A 25,008-nucleotide genomic window follows, 5' to 3' on the forward strand; every position below is an offset into this window, starting at 1 on the left:
CACTATAGGCGCGTGCCCACCCCGATGTGCGACACTAATCGAATGCAGATGCGCTCCGACACGTGGGTCGTCATCCCCGCGTTCAACGAGGCGCCCGTCATCGGGGGCGTCGTCGCGGGCGTTCGCACCCTTTTCCCGCATATCCTCGTCGTCGATGACGCGTCAACGGATAACACTGCGGCCCTGGCCCGCGCGGCCGGCGCCTACACGGCCACCCACCCTCTCAACCTCGGTCAGGGCGCTGCCCTGCAGACCGGATTCGAAGCGGCGCTCGCGCGTGGGGCCCGCTACGTCGTCACTTTCGATGCCGATGGCCAGCACGATCCGGCGGATGCGGCGGCGATGGTTGATCGGGCGCGCGAGGAGGACCTCGCTTTCGTCCTCGGATCTCGCTTCCGCGACGGCGCGCATGCACAGGTCGGCTCCGTCAAGCGCGCGATGCTGCGCCTCGGAGCCCTCATCGCCCGCCTGCGCACCGGCATGGCTCTGACGGACACACATAACGGGCTGCGCGTGATACGCGCCGATGCCCTCGCTCATGTGCACCTGACCCACTCACGCATGGCCCACGCCTCGCAGATCGTCTCCCAGCTGGCGGCCTGTGGCCTGCCCGGCGCGGAACACCCCGTGACGATCTCCTACACGGACTACTCACGGGCGAAGGGCCAGCCCCTGCTCAACTCAGTCAATATCGCCGTCGACCTGGCGTTGGGGGGACGATGAGCGCCTACATCGCTATCCGTGTCCTCCTACTCCTCGCCCTCGCACTCACCGCGTGGTGGCTCGTGCGCCCGGTATCCTCGGCCTCGTCCCTGGCTCTGCGCCGCATCGGCATCGGCGTCCTCGTGGCGGCGGCGATCGTGGCGATCCTCGTGCCGTCGCTGGCCAACACGGTCGCCCGCGCCATCGGCGTGGAGCGTGGCGTCAACCTGATCGTCTACGGGCTCGTCATCGCATTGATTGCGCAGATGGTGACCGGGTACCGGCGCGAGGCCCGGGCCGAGGCACGCATGGCGACGCTGGCTCGCTCGCTCGCCCTCGCACACGTCCTTCCGCCCGAGGACACAACCCCTGAAAACGCCATCGACCCTCCTGTTCACACTGATGGCCCGGAAGTGGAACGCGCCGCTAACGGCCCTGATTCCCCGACAAACCCGCCAGATAACGATATGGTTACAAACGATGAGTAACGTGAATCTGCGACCGATCCAGCACTCGGCCGTCAACTACGGACGCTTCGGCCTCCTGCGCGGCGCGCTCGCCGTGCTCCTGGCCGGCGTGCTCTTCGTGGTGTCATCGGCGGGTTTCGTGTACGCCAGTTTGAGTAGCCAGTTCGCCAACCGCGTCGTCAACATCGACGCATACTCGGTTGATGGGCAGAGCAAGGCGACCCCCGATTCCTTCGAGGGGCGTGCCGTCAACATCCTCGTGGTCGGAACCGACTCGCGCAACGGCGCCAGCGGCGAGCTGGGTGCGGGCGACGCAGATGACGTCCCCGGCCTGCGCAATGACTCGACGATGGTGATTCACGTCAGCGCGGACCGCTCTCGCGTGCAGATCGTGTCCATCCCCCGTGACACGCTGGTTGACATCCCCGCGTGCAAGCACCGCGACGGCACCACCAGCGAGCCGACCAGCGACGACATGTTTAACAACGCAATGGTCTATGGTTCGAACGGCGGGGATGATCAGGAGGACATCGCCCCCGGCATCGCCTGCGTGAAGTCAACCGTTGAAAAGCTCTCCGGCATGTCCATCGACGCCTTCATGGTCGTTGATTTCGCGGGCTTTATTAACATGATCGATGCGCTCGGCGGCGTCTGGTTCAACATCCCCGAGCACATCGAAGATGAGTCCGCCCAGCTCTACATCGACGCGGGCTGTTGGAAGCTGTCGGGCACTCACGCGCTGGCCTACATGCGCTCGCGCAAGGGGCAGGGCGACGGTTCCGACATTTCGCGCATCGGCCGCCAGCAGCAGCTGATTTCCGCGATGCTGCGCGAACTGCAGGAGAAAAACTACGTGACCGATCCTGGCGCGCTCATTAACTTCCTGCAGGCCGCGATTTCCGCCGTGAACGTCTCCGACAACCTCGGAAACGCCAGCTCGGACGCATCCCTGCTCATCAACGTGCTGCAAAAGGTGGATCGCACCAACATCCAGTTCGTCACCATGCCGGTTGAGGAGCCGTCCTGGGATCCGAATCGTCGTATCCCCTCCGAGCCAATGGCTCGCAACGTGTGGACCGCGTTGAAGAACGATCAGGCTCTGCCCGTGGGCACGACGTTCACGGACGGCAACGGCGCGCAGCTGGTGGTGCCCGATCCGACCGCGACAACGGCACCGTCGACACCCAATCCGACGCAGGCTCCCACGACCGATCCCAGCTCCGAGGAGACCACCACGGATAACACCGAGCAGTCCGCGTCCGTCGCGAATAACGCGGCGAACGAGGAAGCTGCCAAGCAGACAGCCGCCACCTGCCCGCCGAAGAACCAATGAGCAATCCCCCCTCGTTTACGCCCGACCCGAAACGACGCCGCCCAGGATCCGACGACGCTCACGTCATCGGTGAAGAGGTGCGCGGCAGCGCTCCCACTCCCCCACCCGAGGCCCTCGCGCCACAGATGTGGAGGATCTCCGACGACGAGGCCGACGCCTCGCGTCCCCTGATGCCGCGCACGCTGGACCAGCCACAGCGCGACTCTCAGTCGATTTTCCCGCGCCGCACCCCCGCCCAGCAGCCGCCGTCGTTCCAGCCGGCGTCGGCCTCCAATCCCCCGTCCTACGCGCCGGGCTCTGGCCGTTCCACGGGTGCGAACACCTACGCGCCCTCCGGGAACGGGCCTCGTCAGGTGACGATCAATCGCGCCCAGGGTGCGCCCGCGGCCGCCCCCGCGCCGACTGCTGTCCCTGCGGGCCCTTCGGTCCCGGCTGCGAAGCCGAGGCGACGCAAGCGCCGTCACCCCATCCTGAAGACCCTGTGCCTCTTCCTGGTCATCGTCCTGGCGTGGGGCGGCTTCCTGTTGTGGGATGCCAACACGAACATGGGTCGCGTGAGCGCGCTGTCGGGCGCCGCCGATACGCCCGGCACGACCTACCTGCTGGCTGGCTCGGACTCGCGCGCGGACGGCGCCGTGAAGGATGGTTTCGACGAATCCGAGCGCGCTGACTCGATCATGCTCGTCAACGTCGCCCCGAACGGGCAGACGGTTGCGCTCTCGATTCCCCGCGACACGTACGCGGAGATCCCGGGCGTCGGCTGGGACAAGATCAACGCCTCCTACGCTTATGGCGGGCCGCAGCTGCTCGTCGAGACCGTCGAGAAGCTGACGGGCCTGACGGTCGATCACTTTGTTCAGATCGGCATGGGTGCCGTGCCCGACATGGTGGATGCCGTCGGCGGCGTTGAGCTGTGCTACGACAACGACGCCGACGACCAGTATTCCGGCCTGAAGTGGACCGCGGGTTGCCACACGGTTGACGGCACGACGGCCCTGCAGTTCTCGCGTATGCGCTACCAGGACCCCGAGGGCGATATCGGCCGCACGAAGCGTCAACGCCAGGTGATTTCGAAGGTCATTTCCTCGGCGGCCTCGCCGTCAACCCTCATTAATCCCGCGAAGACCCTGCGTGTGGAGCGCGCGGGCTCCAAGTCCTTCACGGTTGACGAAGACTCCTCTGTGTTCACGGTGGCGTCGCTCGTGTGGGCGCTGCGCTCCGCTTCGTCGAATCAGATGATGGGCGTCCCGCCGATCGAGTCATTGAACTTCACAACGAACGCGGGAGCATCTGCTGTTTTGCTGCGCGATACGACCGCCGACGACTTCTTCGCCAAGCTGCGTGCCGGTACGCTGACGACGTCGGACCTCAACCAGGTCGACGGGTTCTAAGTCGGCCTGCAGTCCTCCAATGGGTGACAAAAGCCCCCGGCCTCGTTCCTCTGTGAGGGAACGAGGCCGGGGGCTTTATCCGTGCGTCAACGCGCTCAGGCGCCGGGGACGGTGATCGGGCGCGGACCCGCCTGCCAGCCTTCCCACGCGGAGGTGAGGATCTCCTCGACCCCGTTGTTGGCCTTCCAGCCGAGGTCGACGCCGATGGAGAGCGGGTCACCGATCAGCTTGGGCGGGTCGCCGGCGCGGCGGTCCAGCTCCTCAACGGGGAAGTCCCAGCCGATAACACGGCGCAGGCCGTCGACGATCTCTCGGACGGAGGTGCCCAGGCCGGTCCCCACGTTGTAGGTGTGGTGGTCGGGCTGACGCCCCTCGGCCAGCACGTCGAGGGCCGCGATGTGTGCCTCCGCCAGATCCAGGACGTGGATGTAGTCGCGGATGCAGGTGCCGTCGGGGGTGTCGTAGTCAGTGCCGAAGATCTTGGCGCTCTCGCCGCGCTCAACGCGGTCCAGCACCATCGGAATCAGATTCATGACGGCATCGTCAGCCAGGTCAGGCCACCCGGCACCCGCAACGTTGAAGTAGCGCAGGCCGATCCACTTCAGATCCCAGGCGCGCTCGCAGTCAGCCATCAGCCATTCGCCGATCAGCTTCGTCTCGCCGTAGGGGTTGATGGGGTGACCGGCCATGTCCTCGGTGACCACGGGGTCCTTGGGTGTGCCGTAGACAGCGGCCGAGGACGAGAAGATCATCTGGTCGACTCCGGCGTCCTCCATTGCGAGGAGAACGTTGGCCATACCGCCGATGTTCTGCTGGTAGTACCAGGCGGGGCGTTCGACGGATTCGCCGACCTGCTTGCGTGCGGAGAAGTGAATGACCGCGGTCACGTCTTCGTCCACCATGAGGGTAGACAGCGCGGAGCGGGCTTCGTCCAGCGTCACGTCAAGCTTCACGAGCTTGGCGTCGCCGACGCGCGATGCCTTGCCACTCGACAGGTCGTCGACGACAACGACGCGATCCCCGCGCTGACGCAGGAGACGGACAACATGCGCGCCGATGTAGCCGGCGCCGCCACAAACGAGAATGCTCATGGCTCCAGGATACGACGCGCCGCCCCTTCAGGGCTACCCGCGCAGTCCTTGTGTTCGCCTCGCTCAGCGTGCCTGACTGACGCGTTGGGCGAGGGCCGCACCCTTCGCACTGGCCACATCGCGCAGGTCCTTCTGAAAAGAACGCATCTTCGCGCGTAGGGCCTCGGCCTGCTCACCCTCACCCGCGCCGAGGATCCGGGCAGCGAGCAGACCCGCGTTGCGCGCGCCCGCGATGGAGACGGTCGCGACGGGCACGCCGGCGGGCATCTGGACGATGGAGTGCAGGGAGTCCACGCCGTCGAGGTGCTTGAGGGGCACGGGCACGCCGATGACGGGCAGCTCGGTGAGAGCCGCGAGCATGCCGGGCAGGTGGGCGGCACCGCCGGCTCCGGCGATGATGACGCGCAGACCGCGCGCCGAGGCGCTCCTCCCGTAGGCGACCATGTCCTCGGGCATGCGGTGGGCTGAGACGACGCCGACCTCGCAGGCGATGCCGAACTCTGCGAGAGCAGCAACAGCGGGCTCCATGGTGGGCCAGTCAGAGTCGGACCCCATGACGACGCCGACGAGCGGGGCCTCGCCGGTGGCGGTCAGCTGAATGTCGAGCTCGGTGGTCATGAGCGGTCCTTTCGGGAGGGAACGAGGCCGGGGTACCTATCCCTCAGCCGTCAGCGGAGAGAAGGTCAGTCGGTGGGCGCGTCGCCGCGCAGGGCACTCACGGCAGCCCGAGCGCGCTCGAGAGCGAGAGCGGGGTCCTGATCGACGACGGTGACGTGCCCGAGCTTGCGGCCCGGGCGCACTTCCTTGCCGTACAGGTGGATCTTCGCGCCCGCTCCCCCGGCCCTGAAGGCTTCGGCGAGGGCACGCGCTGGCTGGTCATAGGAGGAACCGAGGAGATTCACCATGACGGAGTAGGTCTCCGGTGCGCGCAGGTCGGTCGAACCGAGCGGCAGGTCGAGGACGGCGCGCAGGTGCTGCTCGAACTGGCTGGTGACAGCTCCGTCGATGGTCCAGTGCCCCGTATTGTGCGGACGCATGGCGAGCTCGTTGACGAGGACGCGCTCGTCTGCACCCTCCCCGACGACGAACATTTCGACGGCGAGGACGCCGGTGACGCCCAGCTCGGACGCAATACGCTCGCCGATGCGACGGGCCTGCGCAGCCGTCTCAGGTCGGATTCCCACGGCGGGGGCGCTCACCTCGGCGCACACGCCGTCCACTTGCACGGTGGAGGCCACGGGCCACGAGGCGATGTCACCCGACGGGGTGCGCGCCAGCAGAGCAGCAACCTCTCCGGTGAAGGGAACCAGGGCTTCGGCCAAGAGGGGACCATTGCCCCACCACGAGGCCACGTCCGCGGGACTGTGGGCGACAGCCACACCGTGCCCGTCGTAGCCGCCGCGCGGGGTTTTGACGATGAGCGGCCAACCGATCGTGGCGCCAAATTGCTCCAGCTGCGCCTCATCCTCGACGCGTGCCCACGCAGGGCACGGGATCCCCATCTCGGTCAGGCGCTCACGCATGGCGAGCTTGTCTTGCGCATACAGCAGGGCGCTCGCCGGGGGCTGAACGGAGACGACACGCGCGGCCTCCTCCATAGTGGCTGCGGGAATGTGCTCATGCTCGAAGGTCAGGACGTCCGCGCCGTCGATGAGCGCGCGAACCGCGTCCAGGTCGGCGGGAGCCCCAACGGCCTTATCAACCGTCACCTGTCCGGTTGAGCCGTCCTCGGCCTCGACAAGAGGGCGCAGGTTAATCCCGAGCGCGATCGCGCTCTCCTGCATCATCCGTGCCAGCTGACCGCCGCCAATGACGGCAACGGTGGGAGGTGTGCGCATCTTGTGTTCCACTCCTTCAATCTACCGCGCCGCTAGAAGCGCCGCGAGCGGCGTCCCATGGACATGAGGGGCCCTTCGGGCATCACACGGTCCGGGTCCAGCGATGCGGGGATCGCCGCGACCGACACCGTGAAAACGGGGGGCTTGTTCGTCTTCAGCTCGAGGCGCCCGCCCATCGCCTGCGCAAGGTCATGGGCGAGGGCTAGGCCGATGCCGGTCGAGCCATGCCCAGAGACGCCTTTTTCAAAGATATCGGGGGCGAGGCTCTCATCGATGCCCTCGCCTTCGTCACTCACCTCAATGACGACTCCGCGTTTGGACGTGCCCGCGTGCGCCCACACGCGCGTCGTCCCGTCGCCGTAGCGCAGCGAGTTTTCGATGAGGGTGGCCAGGACCTGACCGAGCTTCCCGGCGTCAGCGAGGATCGGGCGCTCAGCTTCGTCGAGGAAAACGAGCGAGCGCCCGGCCGCCTCGAACTGGTCCTCCCACTCCTCGCGGGCCGTGTTGAAGACCTCGAGAATGTGGATGGCTTCGGTCTGGCTGGTCTGGCGCTTGGAGACGTCGAGAAGCTCCGTCACGACGTTCGTCATGCGTTCGACCTGTTCGAGGCAGGTGCGGGCTTCGGCACGCACCTCGTCCTCTGTGGAGATCAATTCGATCTCCTCCAGGCGCATGGACAGCGCCGTCAGAGGGGTACGCAGCTGGTGCGAGGCATCGGCGGCCGCTTGACGCTCGGCAGCGAGTCGGCCCGCCATACGCTCACCGGTGCGAGCCAGCTCCTCCGAGACCAGGTCGATTTCCTCAATGCCGGACTTTTCGACGCGGGCACGCACGCCACCCGAACCGATCTGCTCAGCCTGGGCAGCCAGGTAGATGAGGGGCGCGGACAGATCACGCGACAAGGCACGCGCCATGAGCCAGCCGATCAGCATCGACAGGGCCATGCCACCGCCAAACAGCGAACACGTCCACGCAATGCGCCCCAGCGCGTTCGATGCCGATGCTGTGAGCTGGACAGACACTCCAGAGGGTGAGGACGCCACAGCGGTCAACGTGCGTCCCGAAATAACCTTGCCGTTGGTCGCGATGTTGGAGTTGGGCACCTTGATGCGATAGCTCAGTTCACCACCGCGGCTGTTCGCTTGATCCTCCACCAGCGATGCCAGGGTCGCAGGGTCGTTCCCCTCCCCCGCAGCGCGCCGACGCTCAATATTTTGCAGGATGAGCTGCGACTGAACCTCGAGGCTACGCTGTTCGGAGGTCCAGATGGATACCGACGCGAAAAACGCGCCGGGAAGCCCCATCAGGAGGCACACGACGGCGACGACCGAGACGATCATCCTCACCGCGCGTGCGCGCATGACGAGCCTCCCTCAGCGACGCTCAGCGAGCGTTTTCGAAGCGGAAACCCATCCCGCGCACGGTTGTGATGTAGTGCGGGTCAGTCGCGTCGTCGCCGAGCTTGCGGCGCAGCCACGACACATGCATATCGAGGGTCTTCGTGGAGCCGGTCGGATCCGACCCCCACACCTCGCGCATGAGGGTGTCGCGAGCGACGACGGAACCGGCTTCACGCAGCAGGACACGCAAAAGATCGAACTCCTTCGCCGTCAGGCTCAGCTCCACATCACCGACGAAGGCACGATGCGCGGCGACATCCATGCGGATGTCCTGCGCACGCAGCTCACCCTCGACCGGTTCCGCGGCCTGGCGGCGCAGCAGCGCACGCACGCGGGCAAGAAGCTCGGCCAGACGGAAGGGCTTCGTCACGTAGTCATCCGCACCGGCGTCGAGGCCGACGACCATGTCAACTTCGTCCGTGCGGGCAGTGAGGATCAGGATCGGGACTCGGTTGCCGGAGGAACGGATCTCGCGAGCGACATCCAGGCCGTCCATGTCCGGCAGGCCGAGGTCCAGGACGACCAGGTCAACGCCACGGACATCCGCGAGGGCCTCAGCGCCCGTCGCGTGTGCACGCACGTCGTAACCCTCCCTGCCCAGTGCGCGGGCAAGGGGCTCAGAGATGGCCGGATCGTCTTCAACGAGGAGAACTGTAGTCACGCGTTCATCTTAGCAATTCCGAACCAAAACTTGCACCTTTCTTGACCCGTTCTCCGAGCCAATCCGGCACTCGTTCACACTGCGAGATGAACGTTAGTTAACAACGCTTGATAGCAGGTACGGCGAGACCGGACCGAAACCGCGCAAGTCCGCGGTCGGGAACTCTTCAAGCTCATAACCGTCACCAACCTCGCCGGCGGCAATGGCGGCGGCCGTGGTCGGATCCGTCAGGATTTTACCCACCGGCGCGATGTCCACGAGGCGAGACGCAAGATTAACGGTGGGGCCGAAAACATCACCCGAACGCGAGAACACATCGCCGCGCACAAACGAGGCACGCACCGGCAGCATCTCATCGTCAGCATTAAGGCGTTCGACCAGGGACGTAGCCACCCGCAGGCCCGTCGACAGATCGTCCGCAATATAGAGAACAGCATCGCCGATCATCTTGACGACGCGACCGCCCTCCTCAATGACGGCGTTACGACTCTCCTCTTCAAAGCGCTCAATGAGCCCCACGAGAGCGTCACCGAGGATCGTCGAGGAGGACGTGTAGGACACCATGTCCACGAAACCAAGGCAGCGGTTGAGCGGGAAACGATTATGGCGCTCCTCGTGCCCACGCTGCGACACCTCGCGGTCGAAACGGGACAGCGTCGCCTCAAGCTGACGCCGCCACGCGTAGGTGAACATTTCCTGGAAGACATCGATGTACTCACGCATATGGTCGAGCACGTACATGCGAGCCGTCGTGTCATCCAGCATGAAACGACGCATCGAGTCCTCAACCAGAGCCTCGAACTGCCACAGAGCCAGACGATCAGCCAAGTGAGCGTTCGCGCGCAGGAGGGACCGAGAGGTCGATGTATCAATGCCGCCCGATTCGACAAGCTCATGCCAGCGACTGAAAACATCCAAGTCGCGCTGCGAGAAAACCTTGTCATCGGCGGTAGGGGCCTGAAAACCGAGGGCGATCCAGAAACGGAAGACGCGTTCGATCGGTGTATCCGTCGCCTGAGCAATGTCGCGGGCGGAATACGACAGATGACCACCGAGCAGCTGAGGAACGTAGCTTGTTGCGGTCAGATCATCAGGAGTTGCAGGGGACGAAGCCGCGCGCTCATCCATCGCAAATCCCTCCTCTTTGGGCTGACTCAACACCACATCAGCGGGTAACGGTATATCAGATCACTTTTCAAAGTCACATCGGGAATGCGACCTCGCACATTGACAATTGTAGTAGTCTGATGAGTTTTTCTCTAGAGAATTGCACGTTTACCTGCGAAAATTGAGATTCCTGCACCAAATTGCACCTTGTCTGCACGCCGGAGGCACGTTGGGCGACAATGTCCTCATGCGCCTTGTTCTTGCCTCAGCATCCCCCGCCCGCCGAGCGACCCTCATTGCGGCGGGCATCACACCAATCGTTCATGTATCAACGGTTGATGAGGACGCAGTCCTCGCCGCGCTGCCCGGAGGGCGAGCCTTTTGCGGCGGCGCAACCACCCCTGCCGACGAAGTCGCAGCGCTTGCGGCGGCCAAGTGCGCGGACGTCTGCGAGGCCTTGAGCGCCCCCAGCCAGGCTTCCGAGCTTCCCGCCGGCGAGCCCGTCCTCGTCGTCGGCTGCGACTCGATGCTCGAGATCGGTGGCCAGATGCTCGGCAAGCCCCACACTCCCGACGTCGCACGCGAGCGCATCCGCGCCATGCGCCGCACGACCGCAACCCTGTGGACAGGCCACTGCGCGGCCATCCTCGCCCCGGCCTCGTCGACGCAGGAGAACACCGCCGCAGGACGCGCCGTGAGCGCCAGCGTCACTCGCTCCGCCTCGACCCAGGTCCACTTCGGGGACATCTCGGATGCCGAGATCGACGCGTACGTGGCCACCGGCGAGCCCCTGCACGTGGCGGGATCCTTCACGGTGGACGGTCTGGGCGGCCCCTTCATCGAGGGCGTGACGGGCGATTATCACTCGGTCGTCGGCATCTCCTTGCCACTGCTGCGCTCCATGGCCACCGAGCTCGGGGTCTTCTGGCCGGACCTGTGGGATGCGCCGCGCCCCTGAGTTTCGCTGCCAATCCCCCGCCCGTCGCGCCGTACTGTAGGGGCATGGACAACAGCACCGCATGGGGCATCGGCCTCGCTACGATCACTCTGGACGGCACGACACTCGACACGTGGTACCCCGCCCCGCACCTGGGCGAACCCGGCAGCGACGAGGAGCTGGCAACCTCGCTGTCCGTGCTGGAGCGCGTCGATGACGCACGCCGCGTGCGCACCGTCGTCGTGACCACGACGATCGACCTGACGCAGGCCCCCGCCTCGACGGAGGACGCCTACCTGCGCCTGCACCTGCTTTCCCACCGCCTGGTGGAGCCCAACACGATCAACCTCGACGGCATCTTCGCGGTGCTGCCCAACGTCGTGTGGACGGACGCCGGCCCGTGCGCCGTCGCCGACTTCGAGGCCACCCGCCTGCGCCTGCGCGCCCGTGATGGCCACCCCGTGACCGTGCAGGGTGTCGACAAGTTCCCGCCGATGGTCAACTACGTGCTGCCGCCCGGCGTGCGCATCGCCGACGGCACTCGCGTGCGCCTGGGCGCCTACCTGTCCGAGGGAACGACCGTCATGCACGCCGGCTTCGTGAACTTCAACGCGGGGACGCTCGGCCGTTCGATGGTCGAGGGCCGCGTCTCGCAGGGCGTCGTCATCGGCGACGGCTCGGATGTGGGCGGCGGCGCCTCCACGATGGGCACCCTCTCGGGCGGCGGCAAGCAGCGCGTGCGCCTGGGCGAGCGTTGCCTCCTGGGCGCGAACTCGGGCCTGGGCATTGCTCTGGGCGACGACTGCGTCGTCGAGGCCGGCCTGTACGTGACCGCCGGCGCGAAGGTCACACTCATTGATTCCTCCGGCGAGGCCGAGCCGCGCACGATCGCCGCGCGCGAGCTGTCGGGTGCGTCGAACATCCTGTTCCGCCGCAACTCTCAGACCGGCCGCATCGAGGCCATCGCCCGCGCGGGCGTCGTGGGCATCGAGCTCAACGACGCTCTGCACGCGTCGAACTGAGTGTTCTGACAACGAGGCCGGGGCCGCCCGCGCGCAGTGCGCAAGGTGGCCCCGGCCTCGTGCTATGACAGAGTCCATCAGCGCACGTTCCATGCCTCTCGGATGCGCTCGGCTGCGGCAGCCACGCGCTCGTCGGTGGCGGTCAGGGCCACGCGCACGCGCCCGTGGGCGGCGGTGCCGTAGAAGTCGCCGGGGGCCACGAGGATGCCGAGATCGGCTAGGCGGTCCACGAGCGCCCACGAGTCCGTCGGATTGGCGGGGTCGGCGACCCACAGGTACAGGCCAGCCGCCGTATCAGGGTCGACCTCGAGGCCGGCCTCGGTCAGCGCGTCAAGGAGGAGCGTGCGACGCGCAGCGTAGACGCTGCGCTGGCGCTCCACGTGCTCAGTGTCGCGGAGGGCAACCGCCATCGCGTGCTGGACGGGAGCGGGCACCATGAGTCCGGAGTGCTTGCGCACGCTCACGATGGGCGCGACCAGCGCGGGATCACCGTAGATGAGGGCGCCGCGGTAGCCCGCAAGATTCGACTGCTTGGACAGCGAGTACAGGACGAGCAGGCCGCTCGCATCGCCGTCGCACACGTCCGCATCCAGCAGGGAGGGCACTCCCTCGCTCACGTAGGGCTCGGCCCAGGGCAGGGCCGCGTAGCACTCGTCGGACACGACGACGGCGCCGTGGGCGCGGGCCCAGGCAACGACGGCGCGCAGCTGGTCCTTGCTCATGACGTGGCCATCGGGGTTGCCCGGGGAGTTCAGGTAGACGAGGGCGGCCTCGGGCCAACGCTCAGGGGTCGTCGGGTCGACAGCGACCGGGGTGGCACCGGCCAGGCGCGCGCCGATGTCGTAGGTCGGGTAGGCGACCTCGGGCACGAGGACCGTGTCACCCGCGCGCACGCCTAGGAGGGCGGGAATCCAAGCGACGGCTTCCTTCGAGCCAATCGTGGGGATCACGCCGCCGTGACCAACGTCGACCATGTGTCGGCGCGCGCCCCACGCGAGGATCGCATCGCGCACCTCGGCGGTGCCGATCACCGTCGGATAGCCGTGCGCGTTGGACGCCTCAGCCAGGGCCTCGCGGATGAACGCCGGGGTGTCATCGACGGGGGTTCCGACGCTCAGATCACAAATTCCCCCGGGATGGCCAGCCGCGCGCGCTTTGGCGGGCGCCAGCTGGTCCCAGGGGAATTCGGGCAGGTCAAGAGGGCGGGGAAGGATCGTGGTCATACCCCTACCCTATCGACTGTCAGAGGTTTTCGGCCTTCCATTCCTCATTCTGAGGCGGCAGCGCGGCGATCATCGGATCGTCGAAGTCCTGGACGCCGGTCTTCTGGGCGCCACCGGGGCTGCCCAGGTCGTTGAAGAAGTCGACGTTAGCGCGCAGGTAGTCGGACCACTCGGAGGGCAGGTCGTCCTCGTAGAAGATGGCCTCGGTCGGGCACACGGGCTCGCATGCGCCGCAGTCCACGCACTCCTCGGGGTGGATGTAGAGCGAACGGGCACCCTCGTAGATGCAGTCGACGGGGCACTCGTCCACGCATGCGCGATCCTTGACGTCCACGCAGGGCTGCGCGATGACGTAGGTCATGAGACGTTCCTCCTGGTCAGTTCTAAAGACTCGTTGATTCTATTATTCACGTATGAGCAACCCCGAGTCACCCCGCGTCACCAAGAGCCCCACAAGCGGCGGAAATACGCCAATTCAGTCGAGCGCGACGGATGGGGCGCGCGAGGAAATTTCCGCACGCGGCCCTGGCGCAATTCCCGCCTTGCCGTGGATGAGCTTCAGGGTCGGCGAGAGGATCGTCATCCGCTACCGTCTGGCAGACGGACTGCACGACGCCCTGGGAGAGGCGCTCGAGGTGGCCCCCACGCACGTCACGGTTGCGACGAGGCGTGGGCCGGTTCGCGTGGATGCCCGCACGATGGTGACGGGCAAGCGCGTACCTCCCCCGCCCACCATCTAGCGAGCGGGGGAAGCAGGCGCGGTTCAGCGGTTGGCGCGGCGCTCGCGAGCGGCGATCTTGAAGCGCTCCTGGGCGTCCAGGACGACCTTGCGCACGCGCACGGCCTCGGGCGTGACCTCGACGCACTCGTCGTTGGCCGCGAACTCGAGGGATTCCTCGAGGGTCAGCTTGCGCGAGGGGGTCAGCGACTCGTACACGTCCGCGGTCGCGCTGCGCGTGTTCGTCTGCTTCTTCTCACGGCAGATGTTCACGTCCATGTCCTCGCCGCGCGGGTTTTCACCCACGACCTGGCCCTCATAGACCTCGGAGGAGGGCTCGACGATGAAGGAGCCACGCTCCTGCAGGTTCGTCATGGCGTAGGGGGTGGCCTGGCCTGCGCGGTCGGCGACGAGGGAGCCCGTGAGGCGCTGCTCGATGGTGCCCTGCCAGGGCGCGTAACCGTCCGCGATGGACGAGGCGATACCGGTGCCGCGCGTTTCAGTGAGGAAGCGCGTGCGGAAGCCGATGAGGCCTCGTGCGGGAACCACGAATTCCAGGCGGATCCAGCCCGAGCCGTGGTTCGCCATGGTCTCCATGCGGCCCTTGCGGGCGGCCATCAGCTGCGTGACGGCACCGAGGTACTCCTCGGGGATGTCGATCGTCATGCGCTCCATGGGCTCGCTGAGGACGCCGTCGATCTCCTTGGTGACGACCTGCGGCTTGCCGACGGTGAGCTCGAAGCCCTCGCGGCGCATCTGCTCGACGAGGATTGCCAGCGCGAGTTCGCCACGGCCCTGGACCTCCCAGGCGTCGGGGCGCTCGGTGGGCAGAACCTTCAGGGACACGTTGCCGATGAGCTCGCGGTCGAGGCGGTCCTTGACCTGACGAGCCGTGACCTTCGCGCCCTTGACGCGGCCGGCCATGGGCGAGGTGTTGATGCCGATGGTCATCGAGATGGCCGGGTCGTCGACCGTGATGAGCGGGAGAGGACGCGGGTCATCGAGGTCGACGAGGGACTCACCGATCATGATGTCCTCGATACCGGCGACGGCGACGATGTCGCCGGGGGCGGCGGAGTCGGTGGACACGCGCTCGAGGCCCTCGGTGGCCAGCAGCTCGGAGATGTGGACGCGCTGGATGGTGCCGTCGTGGCGCGCCAGGCCCACATCCGCGCCCTTCTTGAGGGTGCCGTTGTGGATACGCAGCAGGGCGAGACGACCCAGGAACGGCGAAGCGTCCAGGTTGGTGACGTGGGCCTGCAGCGGCATGTCCTCATCGTAGGAGGGGCCGGGGATACGGTTGAGGATGGTCTCGAACAGGGGCTCGAGGTCCTCGGTGGGCAGCTGGCCGTCACCCGGGTTCTCCAGGGAGCACTTGCCTGCCTTGGCGGAGGCGTAGACAACGGGGACGTCCATGAGGGAGTCCACGTCGATGTCGATGCCCTCATTCATGAGGTCCTCGCCCAGGGAGAGCAGCAGGTCGGTCGTCTCGGAGACGACCTCTTCGATGCGCGAGTCGGGACGGTCAACCTTGTTGACGACGACGATGACGGGCAGGTGTGCCTGCAGGGCCTTGCGCAGCACGAAACGGGTCTGCGGAAGCGGGCCTTCGGAGGCATCGACCATGAGGACGACGCCGTCGACCATCGACAGACCGCGCTCAACCTCGCCGCCGAAATCGGCGTGGCCGGGGGTGTCGATGACGTTGATGGTGACGCCGTTTTCCAGGCCGAGGGCCTGCGCCGCGGGGCCACGATAGTGGACGGCGGTGTTCTTCGCGAGAATGGTAATGCCCTTCTCACGCTCCAGATCGCCGGAGTCCATGACGCGCTCGCCGGTCTTTTCGACCGTGTCACGCTCGGAGAACGCTCCGGACTGCCAGAGCATTGCGTCAACCAGCGTGGTCTTTCCGTGATCGACGTGTGCGACGATCGCGACGTTTCGCAGGTCGGGACGCGTGGACATATGTGGACTCCTCAAATGTGGATACAGATTTATGCGTGTTGGGAGGCGAGCACGTCGCGGAGGCGATCGGTTCGAATCGATTTCACGCACATACGCCTTCAAGAATATCGGCTGAACGACGGGCAATGCGATCCCCATCCTGCGAATTCCACCACGTCGCGGATGCCAGGCGTTCATTTGGACGCCCTCCGGCCGGTCTATTTGCTCGATACCGACCGATGGCGTTTACTGAATACTATGACTGACATCGCGACGCTCAGCGCTGACGTTTCGACGGCCTCGGCCCTTGTCACCCCCTTCGGCGCGCATCTGTTGTCATGGCGTCCCACCGGGCATTCCGACGTCCTGTGGCTCTCCTCCCGCGCGGTGCTCGATGGCACGAAGGCAATCCGCGGCGGCATCCCCCTGTGTCTCCCCTGGTTCGGTAGCCCCACCGATTCGCCGACGAGGCCGGGGGACGGTGCAGGTGCGCACGGGTTTGCCCGCACATCGCTGTGGACGCTGCGCTCAAGCACGCAACCCGCGGACGACGCCCCGGCCTCGTTCACCTTCGAGCTGCACCACACGGGCGAGACGTCCCCCCTCTACCCCCACTCGTTCTGCGCGCGTCTTGACATATCCGCGGGGGACGAACTGAACGTCACCCTGACCCTCACGAACGAGGACGACCACCCCTTCGCGATCGAAGCGGCCCTGCACACCTACCTGCACGTCGGCGACGTCAAGGACGTGACGGTGGAGGGATTGAACGGCGAACGCTACTACGACAAGGTCCGCGAACGCTACGCCACCCAGAGCGGCGACATCACTTTTATCGGGCCGACCGCGTCTACACCTCCACGGCGCAGGTCCAGGTCGTCGACCCGAAGCTGGGACGGCGTATCGTCGTGGACAAGAACGGCTCGGGCTCGACGATCGTGTGGAACCCCTGGTCGCAGGGCGCGGCCACGATGAGCGACATCGGTGAGGGCGAGTGGCAGAACTTCGTATGCGTGGAAACAGCGGCAGTGCGCGAACGGGCACTCACGCTGTGGCCGGGGCATCCCCACATCATGACGCAGACGCTCGCCGTGGAGTCACTGGACTGACCGCCCCACGGGTAGGATTAGCCCCAGCTACGACCAGAAAGGCCCTCATGGCTCTCACTTCCGCGATCGCGTCCGCTTACCTGTCCGTTTCCCGGTGGAAGCTCTCCACGCAGCCTCTGCCGGACAAGGTCATCGTCATTGGCGCTCCACATACCTCAAATTGGGACGGCGTCTTCATGGCGATTTCCATGTGGAAGTCCGGGCGCACGTTCTCCTTCCTGGTGAAGGATTCCGTTGTCAAGGCGCCTGTGCTCGGCTGGTTCGTCAAGAAGATCGGCGCCGTCCCGGTAGAGCGCAGCGCCGCGCACGGCCTCGTCGACCAGGTCGCTTCGCGCATCCGCGAGGCGGACTCGTTCACGCTGTGCATCACTCCCAAGGGCACGCGCTCGCACCGTGACTTTTGGAAGTCCGGGTTCTATCGCATCGCGATGGAGGCGGGCGTGCCGATTCAGCTGGGCTTCATCGACCGCAATACCCGCACGTTCGGTTGGGGTCCGACATACCAGCTGACGGGCGACGTGCGCGCCGACATGGAGGTCATCCGCGCGTTTTACGCGGATAAGGTGGGCATTCGCCCGGAGAAGACGTCGGTTCCTCGCCTGCGCGCGGAGGACGAGGCCGCATGAGGTGTGTGCGAGCGTTGCTCGGTACCGCAGGGGCTCTCGCCCTGACCGCGGGCGGGAGTGCAACGCTCGCCGACAACCCAACGCAGATCCGCCTCACCGAGGTCTACGACATGACGCCGGGCGTCAGCGCGACCCATCAGGTGACGCTGGTGACGGATCAGGCACTCATTGGCGAGCAGTGTCAGTCGATGGGCACGGCCACCAAGGCTACCTCTTCTCTCCTCGTGACGGTCGACGGCGTGGACGGGTGCCGTTTCACGTGGGACCTTGCCGATGGCGGCGCCGAGATTGTCTCCGTCGACGACGGCGGCGTGTTCCACTTCGAGTCAACGTCAACGCGTCTCCTGGAGGGCTTCGCATCGCCCGATGCTTCTGCGTCCATCGAGTCCGTCACCCTGATCGCGCATAGCTCCGTCATCGTCGAGGCCTCGAACGACGGACAGATCACCACCCCCGGGGCATCGACGAAGACGGACGCGAGCACGGTCATCTGGCATGGCGTCACCGGCAACGTGAGCGCGACGGGCACCGTTGACGCCGATGCGCCCACTGCGGGTTCCTCCACCGGTCCATCACCGTCGACGCCCGTTTCAACGTCTTCTTCATCCCCTCGGGAACGCGAGCACGCCTCCACCGCACGCTCACTCACACCGATCATGGCGATCACGGCCGGTGTCCTTGCGCTGGCCGTTATCACCGGCCTCGCGCGACGATCGGCACGTTCGCGCCGGGCGGCTGCCGACGCGCAGTTCGACCGTGATGCTGCGCTACGTGAGGCACAGCGACGTTCCGCCTCTGCACGAAAGAGCGCTGCCGCTCCCTACGGGAGGCGGTCTCTCGCTCCGACCTCGTCAACGTCCGAGGAGAACGCACCCGCGAGCGCGCAGGCCCACGACCGCTGCGACGCGCAGTCGGGCACTGAACGCTTTTCCCCGCCCGACCACTCGTAGGCGTCCATTGACCACAGTGGCCCCGACCTCGGCGATGAAGTCGGGGCCACATACTGATGCCTCAGCCGATGTGGAAGTAGCGCTCCACGAGTTCCTCGACAGAGACACGCGAGTCCGCCAGGTCATCACGCAGGTGTTCGTCTCCCAGCTCGATCAGGCGCGATGCCCACGAGTCGATGAGGCCCGCGGGGAAGACGTCCTTCGCCTCGTAGTCCTCACGCTGGGCGAGGAGCCTACCCGCGGCCTCGAAGCAGGAGGCTGGCAGCTGATCGAGGCCGGGAGTCTGCGATGCGTCGCCGTCGACCTTACGCTCACGCGCGTACTCTTCCATGCCCGGCTCAGTCAGGCCAATACGCGCGGCGACGGCAATACCAGCAAGGAGCAGGTGGACCGCTGCGGACCCGTCGGGGCTGCGCAGCTCCACCGTCTGAGAGTCATTGGGCAGGTCGGCAATCGGAGGCTCAAGGGGGTTCGCATCGCGGAACATCGAGTCGTCGATGTTTTGCCAGCCGAGAGGCACACGCACGAGAACGGAGCGGTTGCGGTCACCCCAGCAGATCGAGGTTGGCGCCTCCTGATGGGGAACAAGACGCAGGAACGAGGTCGGGACGGTGTTACCAAACGCTGTGAGCGATGCTGCGTGCGACAGGTAGCCTCCGATCACCTTGAGCGCGGTGTCGGTGAGACCAGATCCCGTCGAGAACTGGTTGACGCCATCCTTGACGATGCGGGTATGGAAGTGCATGCCCGATCCGGCTTGCCCCACAGCGATCTTCGGCGAGAAGGAGACATGAATGCCATAGGAATGAGCGACTTCGCGCAGCACCCACTTGGCGAGCACCATCTGATCGGCGGCATCGAGCGCATCAACGGGCAGGAATTCGATCTCTTGCTGGACCATCTGACGCCCATCGGCGACGAAGTTACCGACCTCGGAATGGGCGTACTTCACCGAGCAACCGATGGCAACGAGGTGCGCGAGGGTCTCCGTGCGCACTTCCTCCCACTTGGAGAAGGGCCCGGATTCGTGGTAGCCGCGCTGAGGCTCGACGGGGAACAGCTCTTCTTCCTCCGAGAAGAGGTAGTACTCGAGTTCACCGAGGGCCTGCAGCTCGCAGCCCGTCTCCTCCTTGAGTGCTCGTTGAGCCTTCCGCAGGATTTCCTGGGGCGCCGAGGCCAGGGGGCGACCGTCAACATCGTAGAAGCCGCACAGGATATCGAGGGTCGGGATGTGCGAGAAGGGGTTGAGGAACGCGGTAGCCACGCGCGGCACGACATACAGGTCCGAAGAGGTCGCCTCGACGAATGTGAACAGGGAGGAACCGTCGACGCGCTCTCCGAGAGTCAACACCCGATCGAGGTGAGCCTTGGATTGGATCGCGAAGTTCAGGGTCTTCAGGCGTCCGTCCCCTCCGACGTAGCGGAGGTTGAGCATTTGGATGCCATTGTCCTCGATATAGCCGATGATGTCGGCTTTCGTAAACTCCTTCGCGGGCTTTCCGAGGGCCTGCACGAGCGGGTTGGGGTTCAGAGACACTGTGTCAGTCGACAGCATGAAACACTCCTCTTCGAGTATGACTAGGTTCACATTAGCAGAGACATTGTATCCCTAAACGACAAACCCTACAGTCGGAAGATATTTGCCATTTCCCCCAGAACTGAAGGGATTGACACCCTCCAAACCCGCCCCCAACATAAGTGACGCTTGTTACACTTTGCGTAGTCCACTTCTAGGAAGCGCAATGGCGACGACACCCTCTCCCCTCCCTCACGATCCCACGAGGCCACCGGCATGCTCGTGGCGCGGCCTCCTCATTGACTCCGCACGCACATTCTGGCCAGTGCCCGTCATGGAGCTCATCATCACCGTCATGGCGCGTTACCGCCTGAACATCCTGCACTGGCATCTGACAGACAACGCAGGCTGGCGTCTCCCGCTACCCGGCTACCCAGCACTCACCTCGATCGGAGCCCAGATCCCACGAGATCCCGCGCACTGGTACGACCGCACGTGCGCACCTCAGCGATCGGGCACATGGCGCACATCGCCCGCACACACAACACAGGGTTTCTACTCCGACGCAAACATTCGACACCTCGTCCGCTTCGCCGCACAGCGGGACGTGCGCATCATTCCGGAAATCTCAATCCCATCCGCTGCCGGCGCCGCGATCCGAGCCTACCCACACCTGGGAAACCCCAACCTCGTCTCCCCTCAGGAGGACAACTCAACGCTGTGGCCCCTCGCCTCATCCCTCCAATTCGTCGAGGCAGCCTTCCACCACGCGTGCGACCTATTCCCCTCCCCCATCATCCACATCGGCGTCCCCTGGACCGACTGGAGCCAGTGGGAACGCGACCCACGGCTCGCACGGGCAGGCCTAGGCTCGGGACAAGACATCGAGCGCCTCTTCATCGACCGAGCCACGCGAGTCCTCCACTTCCACGGCCGACGCGCAGCCGCATGGGACAGCGCAACCCGCGCCTATGGAAGCACCCCACCTGGAACGATTCTCCTCTCCTCACGCCACAATGAGACCGGGGACGAGGCCGCATCCTCATCGGGCGCCTCATGGGTGCTCGCAGACTCCGACCTGCTGACCCTCAGCCACCCCACAGTCGACCCCTCGTCACCCCAGCCCCCACTCACCGCACGCCAACTCGCTGATCAGCTCCCGCCAATGCTTCACAAGGAGCGACTCAAAGGCGTCGAGGCCGTCGCCTGGTCCACATCGGTGACGACCCCAGACCTGCTCTTTTACCACCTCCTCCCCAGACTCCTCGTCGTCGGCGAAATCGCATGGCACGGGGACGACGCGCTCACCTGGGAGCACCTCGCCCCAACGATCGAGCGAGAGATGGCCTACCTGAGACAACACATCCCCTACTGGACTCCTGGGCGATCATGAATGAGGGCCGCGCATCCAACCCGGATACGCGGCCCCGTGCCCCCTAGCGGGGCGGAGTTCGGAGCAGGCATGAAGACCGCCCCACTAGGCTTTCACGAACGCATTGACCACTTCTTGAGGCGCTCCGCGAGCGCGCGCGCATCAATATCCAAGCGCTCAGCTTCTGAGGCATCCTCGTGTTTAATCGCGCGCCAGTAGGCAATCTTTGTGCGCAAGAACTCACGACGAAGCTCAATGATCTGCCCCTCCTCCTGGAGGCGGGCATCCTGCTGTTCCAGCAGGGTCACAAACTCGGAGATGTCCCTCTCCCCACCCAGGCCAGAACGGACATATTCACGCATGTCCGCGATCGACATCCCGGAAGCGGACAGGCACGACACCCACGTCAGCAGTTCAAGATCATCCTCGGTGTATGTGCGGTGCCCACTTGAGGCGTCGCGTGCAATGGCCGGAATAACGCTGACATCCTCGTAATAGCGCAGGGTGGATGGGGGCAAGCCAACGAGCGCCGCTACCTCCTTGATGGAGTACGTGCGCCCGGAGCCAGTTCCTGCCATAGCTTCACCCTAAAAGACCTCAAGCCCTTGAAGTCAAGCGGAACTGCGGGACGTGCATCACGCGCCGCGACCTGCAAAAAAGCAGGTTTCCGCGCGAAAGGCCGGAGCGCAGCGCAATTGGCCCGTTTGATCACTCATCACAGAAGCTCTGCGCGCCTCTGAAAGGACCAAATGGGACACGTTTCATCACGCAGATGTATGTCGAATCGATCCAGAAGCTCACACCCACCGTTGAGGTAGAAGTGCGCGTTCTCCTCGGTCGAGGTCACGAATCCATACGCGCGCCCACCGCGCTTGGCCACATAGTCGGGAAGAACCTGCGAGACAAGCCAACGACCGACACCACGTCCTCGCATCCGCTTATCGACGGAGAGGACATCGAGATACCAGTCGAAGTCACCTTTATCGATCGTCACCTGGTCTGCGGAATCGACAACATCCGAGAACTCTTTCACGAGCAACGGCGGAGCATAGCGAAAGAACTCATACCCCCCACTGAGGAAGCTGCGAATGAATCCAACCTTGCGATCATGCAGGAGAGCCGTGGCTACGACCCGCCCTTCATGCTCAACGACGAGGGCATGACGGACCCGCTGGTACGAATCCGCAAGCATCCGATTGATTGCAGTGACACATTCCGGGTAATGCTCCGCACGGTAGAGGTAGGGCTTGAGCATGATGTGCAAGGGATAGTCAAGGAATCCCTCTGTGATAATTCGTGTCATTTCGGGAATATCAGCACGCGTGGCAGGTCGACACTTCACAGGGCCCCTCCTCAGTTCACCAGTTTTTCACCCAACCAGTCATCGAAAACCTGACCTTAGGTAGATACCTGTCATACTACGTGACAGGACACGATCACACCTTGTCAATACGGGACGCATACCTTTGACAGCTCCCACACTTTTATTTGACGACCGGTCAGGCTAGATCACTACTCGCGCCCCTCGTTGCTTTGTATCCACGAACAGACGATAATCGAGTGGTTCATATCAGGAGGACTGCATGCGATTCTTTCGCGCCCTGTGCGCCACGCTCGGGGCTTTGCTCATCACGTCGACGGTTGTATTCGGCGCTCACGCAGCGGACGCCCCGACCCTATCGGAGGCATACGTCCTAACCAAGGACGGCCAGCTCGTCGACACCTTGACCGTCGTCGATCCCTCCCGGACGATGAGCGAATCCGCATGCACACCATACGCGGGTAGTTCCACGGACCAGCACGTCGAGTTCGTGACGCGCGACGATGCCACCGTCTGCCACATGCAGCTGATGTACACCCGCGCCCAGGATGAATCCGAGTTCACCCTCCATGACTCGGGAACATTCGTACTCTCCGCTCGCACCGACCAGACCCTTGCCACGTATCGGAAAACGTTCGGCGCTTCCCTCACTTTCGCCTCCGTGTCTTTAAGCGTCGAGGGCGAAGTGCAGTCTGCAACATCGGGCGCAGCGACCTCTGCGACAACCTACGAGGGACGAGCACTCTCCGTGTCGACGTGGACGGGCACTGTCCCTCAGGTCATCACGGTGAACGGGACACTTGCCGCCGGCGGGAATCCGTCCGCGGCGGCCGGAGCGAACGCTCTGAAGGATCCGTGGGGCGCAACGCCTGTTCCCGGCAGTCAAGCGCCCTCCGCCAGCTCAGCCCCCGCCTCGTCCGATTCCGATTCCTCTTCGGGCCCCTCTCTCGGGCTTCTGATCGGCTTAATCGTCGGCCTCATCGTCATCGTGCTGGTCGTCGTCATCGTCATTTACATGGTTCGTTCGAAGCGCTCGAAGGAGTCCAACCAGGGCGCAGGACAGAGCGCATCTCCGTCCCCCGCACGTCGCCCATCCACGCCTCAGGGGACGCAGGCCTCGAGGCCTTACGCTCCGGCGCAAGCCGCCGGCATGTCGACACAGGCTGCCGCCGCCCCCGCGATGAATCAGGGTCGCGGGAAGGCGGTCCCGCCCGAGGAGGCGCGACGTCCCTCTACGACCGATTCCTCTGCTTCCTCTGCGCCCGACCTCGCGTCGCTTCCGCAGCCCAAGCCGCGTGATACCGGCTTTGTCTGGCAGCACAAGTCGCGTCCCGAACCTGCCGCTCCCGCGCCCGAGGCCCCTGTTCAGGCAGCGAAGCCTCCGAAGCGTAGGCGTTCGCGCAACGGGCACCGCCCCGCCGTTTTCCCTGCGCAGCCAACACAGCAAATGCAGCCGATGGCGCAGGAGCCGAGTGCATCTGCTCCACACTATGCTCCCGCTGTCCCGCAGGGCCAGGACGCGTCTGCGGTTACCGGCGCCCCTCAGCGTCACACCGATCGCTATGCGCCCGCAGCCACGGCCGATCCCGTTCCCGCGCCTGCTCCTGCTCCTGCGGATATTCCGACGCCTGCCCGTGGCATCTCCACTGACCAGGTCTCGACGCCCGTGCCCGTCACGCACGAGGCCGAGGCACACCACGATCGTCAAGCGACCGAGCGCAAGCGTGGCGAGTCGCCTGCCGCTGTCCCAGTTCCGGCTCCGCCTGTAGACGAGGACGACGCTCCTGCGACAATGCTGATCCCGAAGGTTCGGCATGCCGTTGCACCTGAGCCTGTCGCAATCCCCCAGCCGAAGCCGGAACCCATTGCGATTCCCCAGCCCGAGCCGGAGCCCATCATCGTTCCGCAGCCCGAGCCGGAACCCGTTGTCGTCCCTGAGCCCAAGCCCGAGCCCGAACCCATCGTCGTTCCCCAGCCCGAACCCGAGCCCGTTATCGAGCCTGAGCCCGAGCCCGTCGTCGTTCCGCAGCCCAAGCCGGAACCCGTCGTCGTCCCCGAACCGGAGCCCGAGCCCATCGTCGTTCCGCAGCCCAAGCCGATCGTCGTTCCGCAGCCCAAGCCGATCGTCGTTCCCGAGCCCGAACCCGAGCCGGAACCCGTTGTCGTACCCGAACCGGAGCCCGAGCCCGAACCCATCGTCGCTCCCGCAGCCGAGCCCGAGGCAATTCCGACGCCGACGCATATTGCTGTTCCGCGACTCGCACCCGTGGTGATTCCACA

Annotated in this window: 24 protein-coding genes and 1 pseudogene; 13 read left to right on the top strand and 12 right to left on the bottom strand. The window is 65.2% G+C overall.

All coding sequences use genetic code 11. The features are described from left to right. Positions 1 to 42: 42 nt before the first annotated feature. Genes QP415_RS03770 through QP415_RS03785 form a run of 4 tightly spaced genes read left to right on the top strand, consistent with a single transcriptional unit; the run spans position 43 to position 3,893 of the window. Positions 43 to 723 (top strand): glycosyltransferase family 2 protein, encoded by a 681-nt coding sequence (locus tag QP415_RS03770; protein ID WP_285098812.1) that lies wholly within the window; start codon positions 43 to 45, stop codon positions 721 to 723. Then, a complete protein-coding gene (locus QP415_RS03775) occupies positions 720 to 1,190 on the top strand; it encodes a DUF2304 domain-containing protein (RefSeq protein WP_285098814.1) in 471 nt (156 codons plus the stop codon). The genes QP415_RS03770 and QP415_RS03775 overlap by 4 nt, the downstream gene beginning before the upstream one ends. Further along, positions 1,183 to 2,502 (top strand): LCP family protein, encoded by a 1,320-nt coding sequence (locus QP415_RS03780; protein ID WP_048677277.1) that lies wholly within the window; start codon positions 1,183 to 1,185, stop codon positions 2,500 to 2,502. Before QP415_RS03775 ends, QP415_RS03780 begins: the two co-directional genes overlap by 8 nt. Next, entirely contained in the window at positions 2,499 to 3,893 is a 1,395-nt protein-coding gene (locus QP415_RS03785) for an LCP family protein (protein ID WP_285098815.1), read from the top strand. Before QP415_RS03780 ends, QP415_RS03785 begins: the two co-directional genes overlap by 4 nt. 95 nt (positions 3,894 to 3,988) lie before the next feature. Here QP415_RS03785 and galE read toward each other — a convergent pair whose 3' ends face one another. From galE to QP415_RS03815, 6 genes are all read right to left on the bottom strand, one after another. Further along, complete coding sequence (gene galE, locus QP415_RS03790; protein WP_285098816.1) at positions 3,989 to 4,984, bottom strand: UDP-glucose 4-epimerase GalE; 996 nt, start codon at positions 4,982 to 4,984, stop codon at positions 3,989 to 3,991. Between the two features lie 63 nt (positions 4,985 to 5,047). Beyond that, the gene (gene purE / locus QP415_RS03795) at positions 5,048 to 5,602 is read right to left on the bottom strand and encodes a 5-(carboxyamino)imidazole ribonucleotide mutase (protein ID WP_285098817.1); all 555 of its coding nucleotides are present in this window, start codon (positions 5,600 to 5,602) and stop codon (positions 5,048 to 5,050) included. A gap of 65 nt (positions 5,603 to 5,667) precedes the next feature. Further along, on the bottom strand, positions 5,668 to 6,822 hold the full coding sequence (locus tag QP415_RS03800; RefSeq protein ID WP_285098818.1) for a 5-(carboxyamino)imidazole ribonucleotide synthase: 1,155 nt from the start codon (positions 6,820 to 6,822) through the stop codon (positions 5,668 to 5,670). Between the two features lie 32 nt (positions 6,823 to 6,854). Next, on the bottom strand, positions 6,855 to 8,183 hold the full coding sequence (locus QP415_RS03805; protein WP_285098819.1) for a HAMP domain-containing sensor histidine kinase: 1,329 nt from the start codon (positions 8,181 to 8,183) through the stop codon (positions 6,855 to 6,857). 22 nt (positions 8,184 to 8,205) lie between these two features. Further along, positions 8,206 to 8,883 carry a response regulator transcription factor gene (locus QP415_RS03810; RefSeq protein ID WP_003790196.1) on the bottom strand — a complete coding sequence of 226 codons (678 nt, stop codon included), beginning with the start codon at positions 8,881 to 8,883 and terminating at the stop codon, positions 8,206 to 8,208. Positions 8,884 to 8,976: 93 nt separating this feature from the next. Further along, positions 8,977 to 10,011, bottom strand: coding sequence for an adenylate/guanylate cyclase domain-containing protein (locus QP415_RS03815; RefSeq protein WP_016460150.1), 1,035 nt, complete (start codon positions 10,009 to 10,011; stop codon positions 8,977 to 8,979). A 226-nt stretch (positions 10,012 to 10,237) separates the two neighbouring features. On the opposite strand from QP415_RS03815, the gene QP415_RS03820 reads away from it, so the two are divergent. Both QP415_RS03820 and dapD read left to right on the top strand, forming a co-directional pair. Continuing rightward, positions 10,238 to 10,948 (top strand): Maf family protein, encoded by a 711-nt coding sequence (locus tag QP415_RS03820; protein WP_285098821.1) that lies wholly within the window; start codon positions 10,238 to 10,240, stop codon positions 10,946 to 10,948. Between the two features lie 44 nt (positions 10,949 to 10,992). Beyond that, a complete protein-coding gene (gene dapD, locus QP415_RS03825) occupies positions 10,993 to 11,949 on the top strand; it encodes a 2,3,4,5-tetrahydropyridine-2,6-dicarboxylate N-succinyltransferase (RefSeq protein WP_048677281.1) in 957 nt (318 codons plus the stop codon). 77 nt (positions 11,950 to 12,026) lie between these two features. Here the strand turns inward: dapD and dapC are convergent, their stop codons facing one another. Both dapC and fdxA read right to left on the bottom strand, forming a co-directional pair. After that, on the bottom strand, positions 12,027 to 13,172 hold the full coding sequence (gene dapC / locus QP415_RS03830; protein ID WP_285098824.1) for a succinyldiaminopimelate transaminase: 1,146 nt from the start codon (positions 13,170 to 13,172) through the stop codon (positions 12,027 to 12,029). 19 nt (positions 13,173 to 13,191) lie between these two features. Next, positions 13,192 to 13,533, bottom strand: coding sequence for a ferredoxin (gene fdxA / locus QP415_RS03835; RefSeq protein ID WP_003790208.1), 342 nt, complete (start codon positions 13,531 to 13,533; stop codon positions 13,192 to 13,194). A 52-nt stretch (positions 13,534 to 13,585) separates the two neighbouring features. On the opposite strand from fdxA, the gene QP415_RS03840 reads away from it, so the two are divergent. After that, on the top strand, positions 13,586 to 13,912 hold the full coding sequence (locus tag QP415_RS03840; RefSeq protein ID WP_016460154.1) for a putative acetyltransferase: 327 nt from the start codon (positions 13,586 to 13,588) through the stop codon (positions 13,910 to 13,912). A gap of 23 nt (positions 13,913 to 13,935) precedes the next feature. Here QP415_RS03840 and typA read toward each other — a convergent pair whose 3' ends face one another. Further along, complete coding sequence (gene typA / locus QP415_RS03845) at positions 13,936 to 15,855, bottom strand: translational GTPase TypA (RefSeq protein WP_016460155.1); 1,920 nt, start codon at positions 15,853 to 15,855, stop codon at positions 13,936 to 13,938. Between the two features lie 237 nt (positions 15,856 to 16,092). On the opposite strand from typA, the pseudogene QP415_RS03850 reads away from it, so the two are divergent. The 4 genes and pseudogenes from QP415_RS03850 to QP415_RS03865 all read left to right on the top strand — a co-directional run. After that, a pseudogene (locus QP415_RS03850) lies at positions 16,093 to 16,560 on the top strand (aldose epimerase family protein); the annotation flags it as partial. A gap of 38 nt (positions 16,561 to 16,598) precedes the next feature. After that, positions 16,599 to 16,943, top strand: a complete 345-nt coding sequence (locus QP415_RS03855; protein ID WP_285098842.1) for an aldose epimerase family protein — start codon at positions 16,599 to 16,601, stop codon at positions 16,941 to 16,943. Positions 16,944 to 16,990: 47 nt separating this feature from the next. Further along, positions 16,991 to 17,569 (top strand): 1-acyl-sn-glycerol-3-phosphate acyltransferase, encoded by a 579-nt coding sequence (locus QP415_RS03860; protein ID WP_016460157.1) that lies wholly within the window; start codon positions 16,991 to 16,993, stop codon positions 17,567 to 17,569. Beyond that, positions 17,566 to 18,519: a hypothetical protein gene (locus tag QP415_RS03865; RefSeq protein ID WP_285098828.1), complete on the top strand. Its 954-nt coding sequence runs from the start codon at positions 17,566 to 17,568 to the stop codon at positions 18,517 to 18,519. Before QP415_RS03860 ends, QP415_RS03865 begins: the two co-directional genes overlap by 4 nt. 61 nt (positions 18,520 to 18,580) lie before the next feature. Here QP415_RS03865 and QP415_RS03870 read toward each other — a convergent pair whose 3' ends face one another. Next, entirely contained in the window at positions 18,581 to 20,074 is a 1,494-nt protein-coding gene (locus tag QP415_RS03870) for a glutamine synthetase family protein (protein ID WP_016460159.1), read from the bottom strand. A 187-nt stretch (positions 20,075 to 20,261) separates the two neighbouring features. Between QP415_RS03870 and QP415_RS03875 the strand changes: the two genes are divergently transcribed. Beyond that, the gene (locus QP415_RS03875) at positions 20,262 to 21,428 is read left to right on the top strand and encodes a family 20 glycosylhydrolase (RefSeq protein WP_285098830.1); all 1,167 of its coding nucleotides are present in this window, start codon (positions 20,262 to 20,264) and stop codon (positions 21,426 to 21,428) included. Positions 21,429 to 21,520: 92 nt separating this feature from the next. Here QP415_RS03875 and QP415_RS03880 read toward each other — a convergent pair whose 3' ends face one another. Then, positions 21,521 to 21,985 carry a MerR family transcriptional regulator gene (locus tag QP415_RS03880; protein ID WP_016460161.1) on the bottom strand — a complete coding sequence of 155 codons (465 nt, stop codon included), beginning with the start codon at positions 21,983 to 21,985 and terminating at the stop codon, positions 21,521 to 21,523. Between the two features lie 137 nt (positions 21,986 to 22,122). Then, positions 22,123 to 22,710, bottom strand: coding sequence for a GNAT family N-acetyltransferase (locus QP415_RS03885; RefSeq protein ID WP_048677286.1), 588 nt, complete (start codon positions 22,708 to 22,710; stop codon positions 22,123 to 22,125). Positions 22,711 to 22,990: 280 nt separating this feature from the next. Between QP415_RS03885 and QP415_RS03890 the strand changes: the two genes are divergently transcribed. Continuing rightward, positions 22,991 to 25,008: hypothetical protein (locus QP415_RS03890; protein ID WP_285098833.1), on the top strand; the 2,018-nt coding region annotated here is incomplete at its 3' end.

The sequence above is a fragment of the Pauljensenia sp. UMB3104 genome (genome assembly GCF_030217285.1).
Lineage (GTDB): Bacteria > Actinomycetota > Actinomycetes > Actinomycetales > Actinomycetaceae > Pauljensenia.

Excerpts from the sequence above, each read along its gene's own strand:
- QP415_RS03770 (WP_285098812.1), top strand. The coding sequence starts at position 43 with ATGCAGATGCGCTCCGACACGTGGGTCGTCATCCCCGCGTTCAACGAG.
- QP415_RS03775 (WP_285098814.1), top strand. The coding sequence starts at position 720 with ATGAGCGCCTACATCGCTATCCGTGTCCTCCTACTCCTCGCCCTCGCA.
- QP415_RS03780 (WP_048677277.1), top strand. The coding sequence starts at position 1,183 with ATGAGTAACGTGAATCTGCGACCGATCCAGCACTCGGCCGTCAACTAC.
- QP415_RS03785 (WP_285098815.1), top strand. The coding sequence starts at position 2,499 with ATGAGCAATCCCCCCTCGTTTACGCCCGACCCGAAACGACGCCGCCCA.
- galE (WP_285098816.1), bottom strand. The coding sequence starts at position 4,984 with ATGAGCATTCTCGTTTGTGGCGGCGCCGGCTACATCGGCGCGCATGTT.
- purE (WP_285098817.1), bottom strand. The coding sequence starts at position 5,602 with ATGACCACCGAGCTCGACATTCAGCTGACCGCCACCGGCGAGGCCCCG.
- QP415_RS03800 (WP_285098818.1), bottom strand. The coding sequence starts at position 6,822 with ATGCGCACACCTCCCACCGTTGCCGTCATTGGCGGCGGTCAGCTGGCA.
- QP415_RS03805 (WP_285098819.1), bottom strand. The coding sequence starts at position 8,183 with ATGCGCGCACGCGCGGTGAGGATGATCGTCTCGGTCGTCGCCGTCGTG.
- QP415_RS03815 (WP_016460150.1), bottom strand. The coding sequence starts at position 10,011 with ATGGATGAGCGCGCGGCTTCGTCCCCTGCAACTCCTGATGATCTGACC.
- QP415_RS03820 (WP_285098821.1), top strand. The coding sequence starts at position 10,238 with ATGCGCCTTGTTCTTGCCTCAGCATCCCCCGCCCGCCGAGCGACCCTC.
- dapD (WP_048677281.1), top strand. The coding sequence starts at position 10,993 with ATGGACAACAGCACCGCATGGGGCATCGGCCTCGCTACGATCACTCTG.
- dapC (WP_285098824.1), bottom strand. The coding sequence starts at position 13,172 with ATGACCACGATCCTTCCCCGCCCTCTTGACCTGCCCGAATTCCCCTGG.
- fdxA (WP_003790208.1), bottom strand. The coding sequence starts at position 13,533 with ATGACCTACGTCATCGCGCAGCCCTGCGTGGACGTCAAGGATCGCGCA.
- QP415_RS03840 (WP_016460154.1), top strand. The coding sequence starts at position 13,586 with ATGAGCAACCCCGAGTCACCCCGCGTCACCAAGAGCCCCACAAGCGGC.
- typA (WP_016460155.1), bottom strand. The coding sequence starts at position 15,855 with ATGTCCACGCGTCCCGACCTGCGAAACGTCGCGATCGTCGCACACGTC.
- QP415_RS03860 (WP_016460157.1), top strand. The coding sequence starts at position 16,991 with ATGGCTCTCACTTCCGCGATCGCGTCCGCTTACCTGTCCGTTTCCCGG.
- QP415_RS03865 (WP_285098828.1), top strand. The coding sequence starts at position 17,566 with ATGAGGTGTGTGCGAGCGTTGCTCGGTACCGCAGGGGCTCTCGCCCTG.
- QP415_RS03870 (WP_016460159.1), bottom strand. The coding sequence starts at position 20,074 with ATGCTGTCGACTGACACAGTGTCTCTGAACCCCAACCCGCTCGTGCAG.
- QP415_RS03875 (WP_285098830.1), top strand. The coding sequence starts at position 20,262 with ATGGCGACGACACCCTCTCCCCTCCCTCACGATCCCACGAGGCCACCG.
- QP415_RS03880 (WP_016460161.1), bottom strand. The coding sequence starts at position 21,985 with ATGGCAGGAACTGGCTCCGGGCGCACGTACTCCATCAAGGAGGTAGCG.
- QP415_RS03885 (WP_048677286.1), bottom strand. The coding sequence starts at position 22,710 with ATGACACGAATTATCACAGAGGGATTCCTTGACTATCCCTTGCACATC.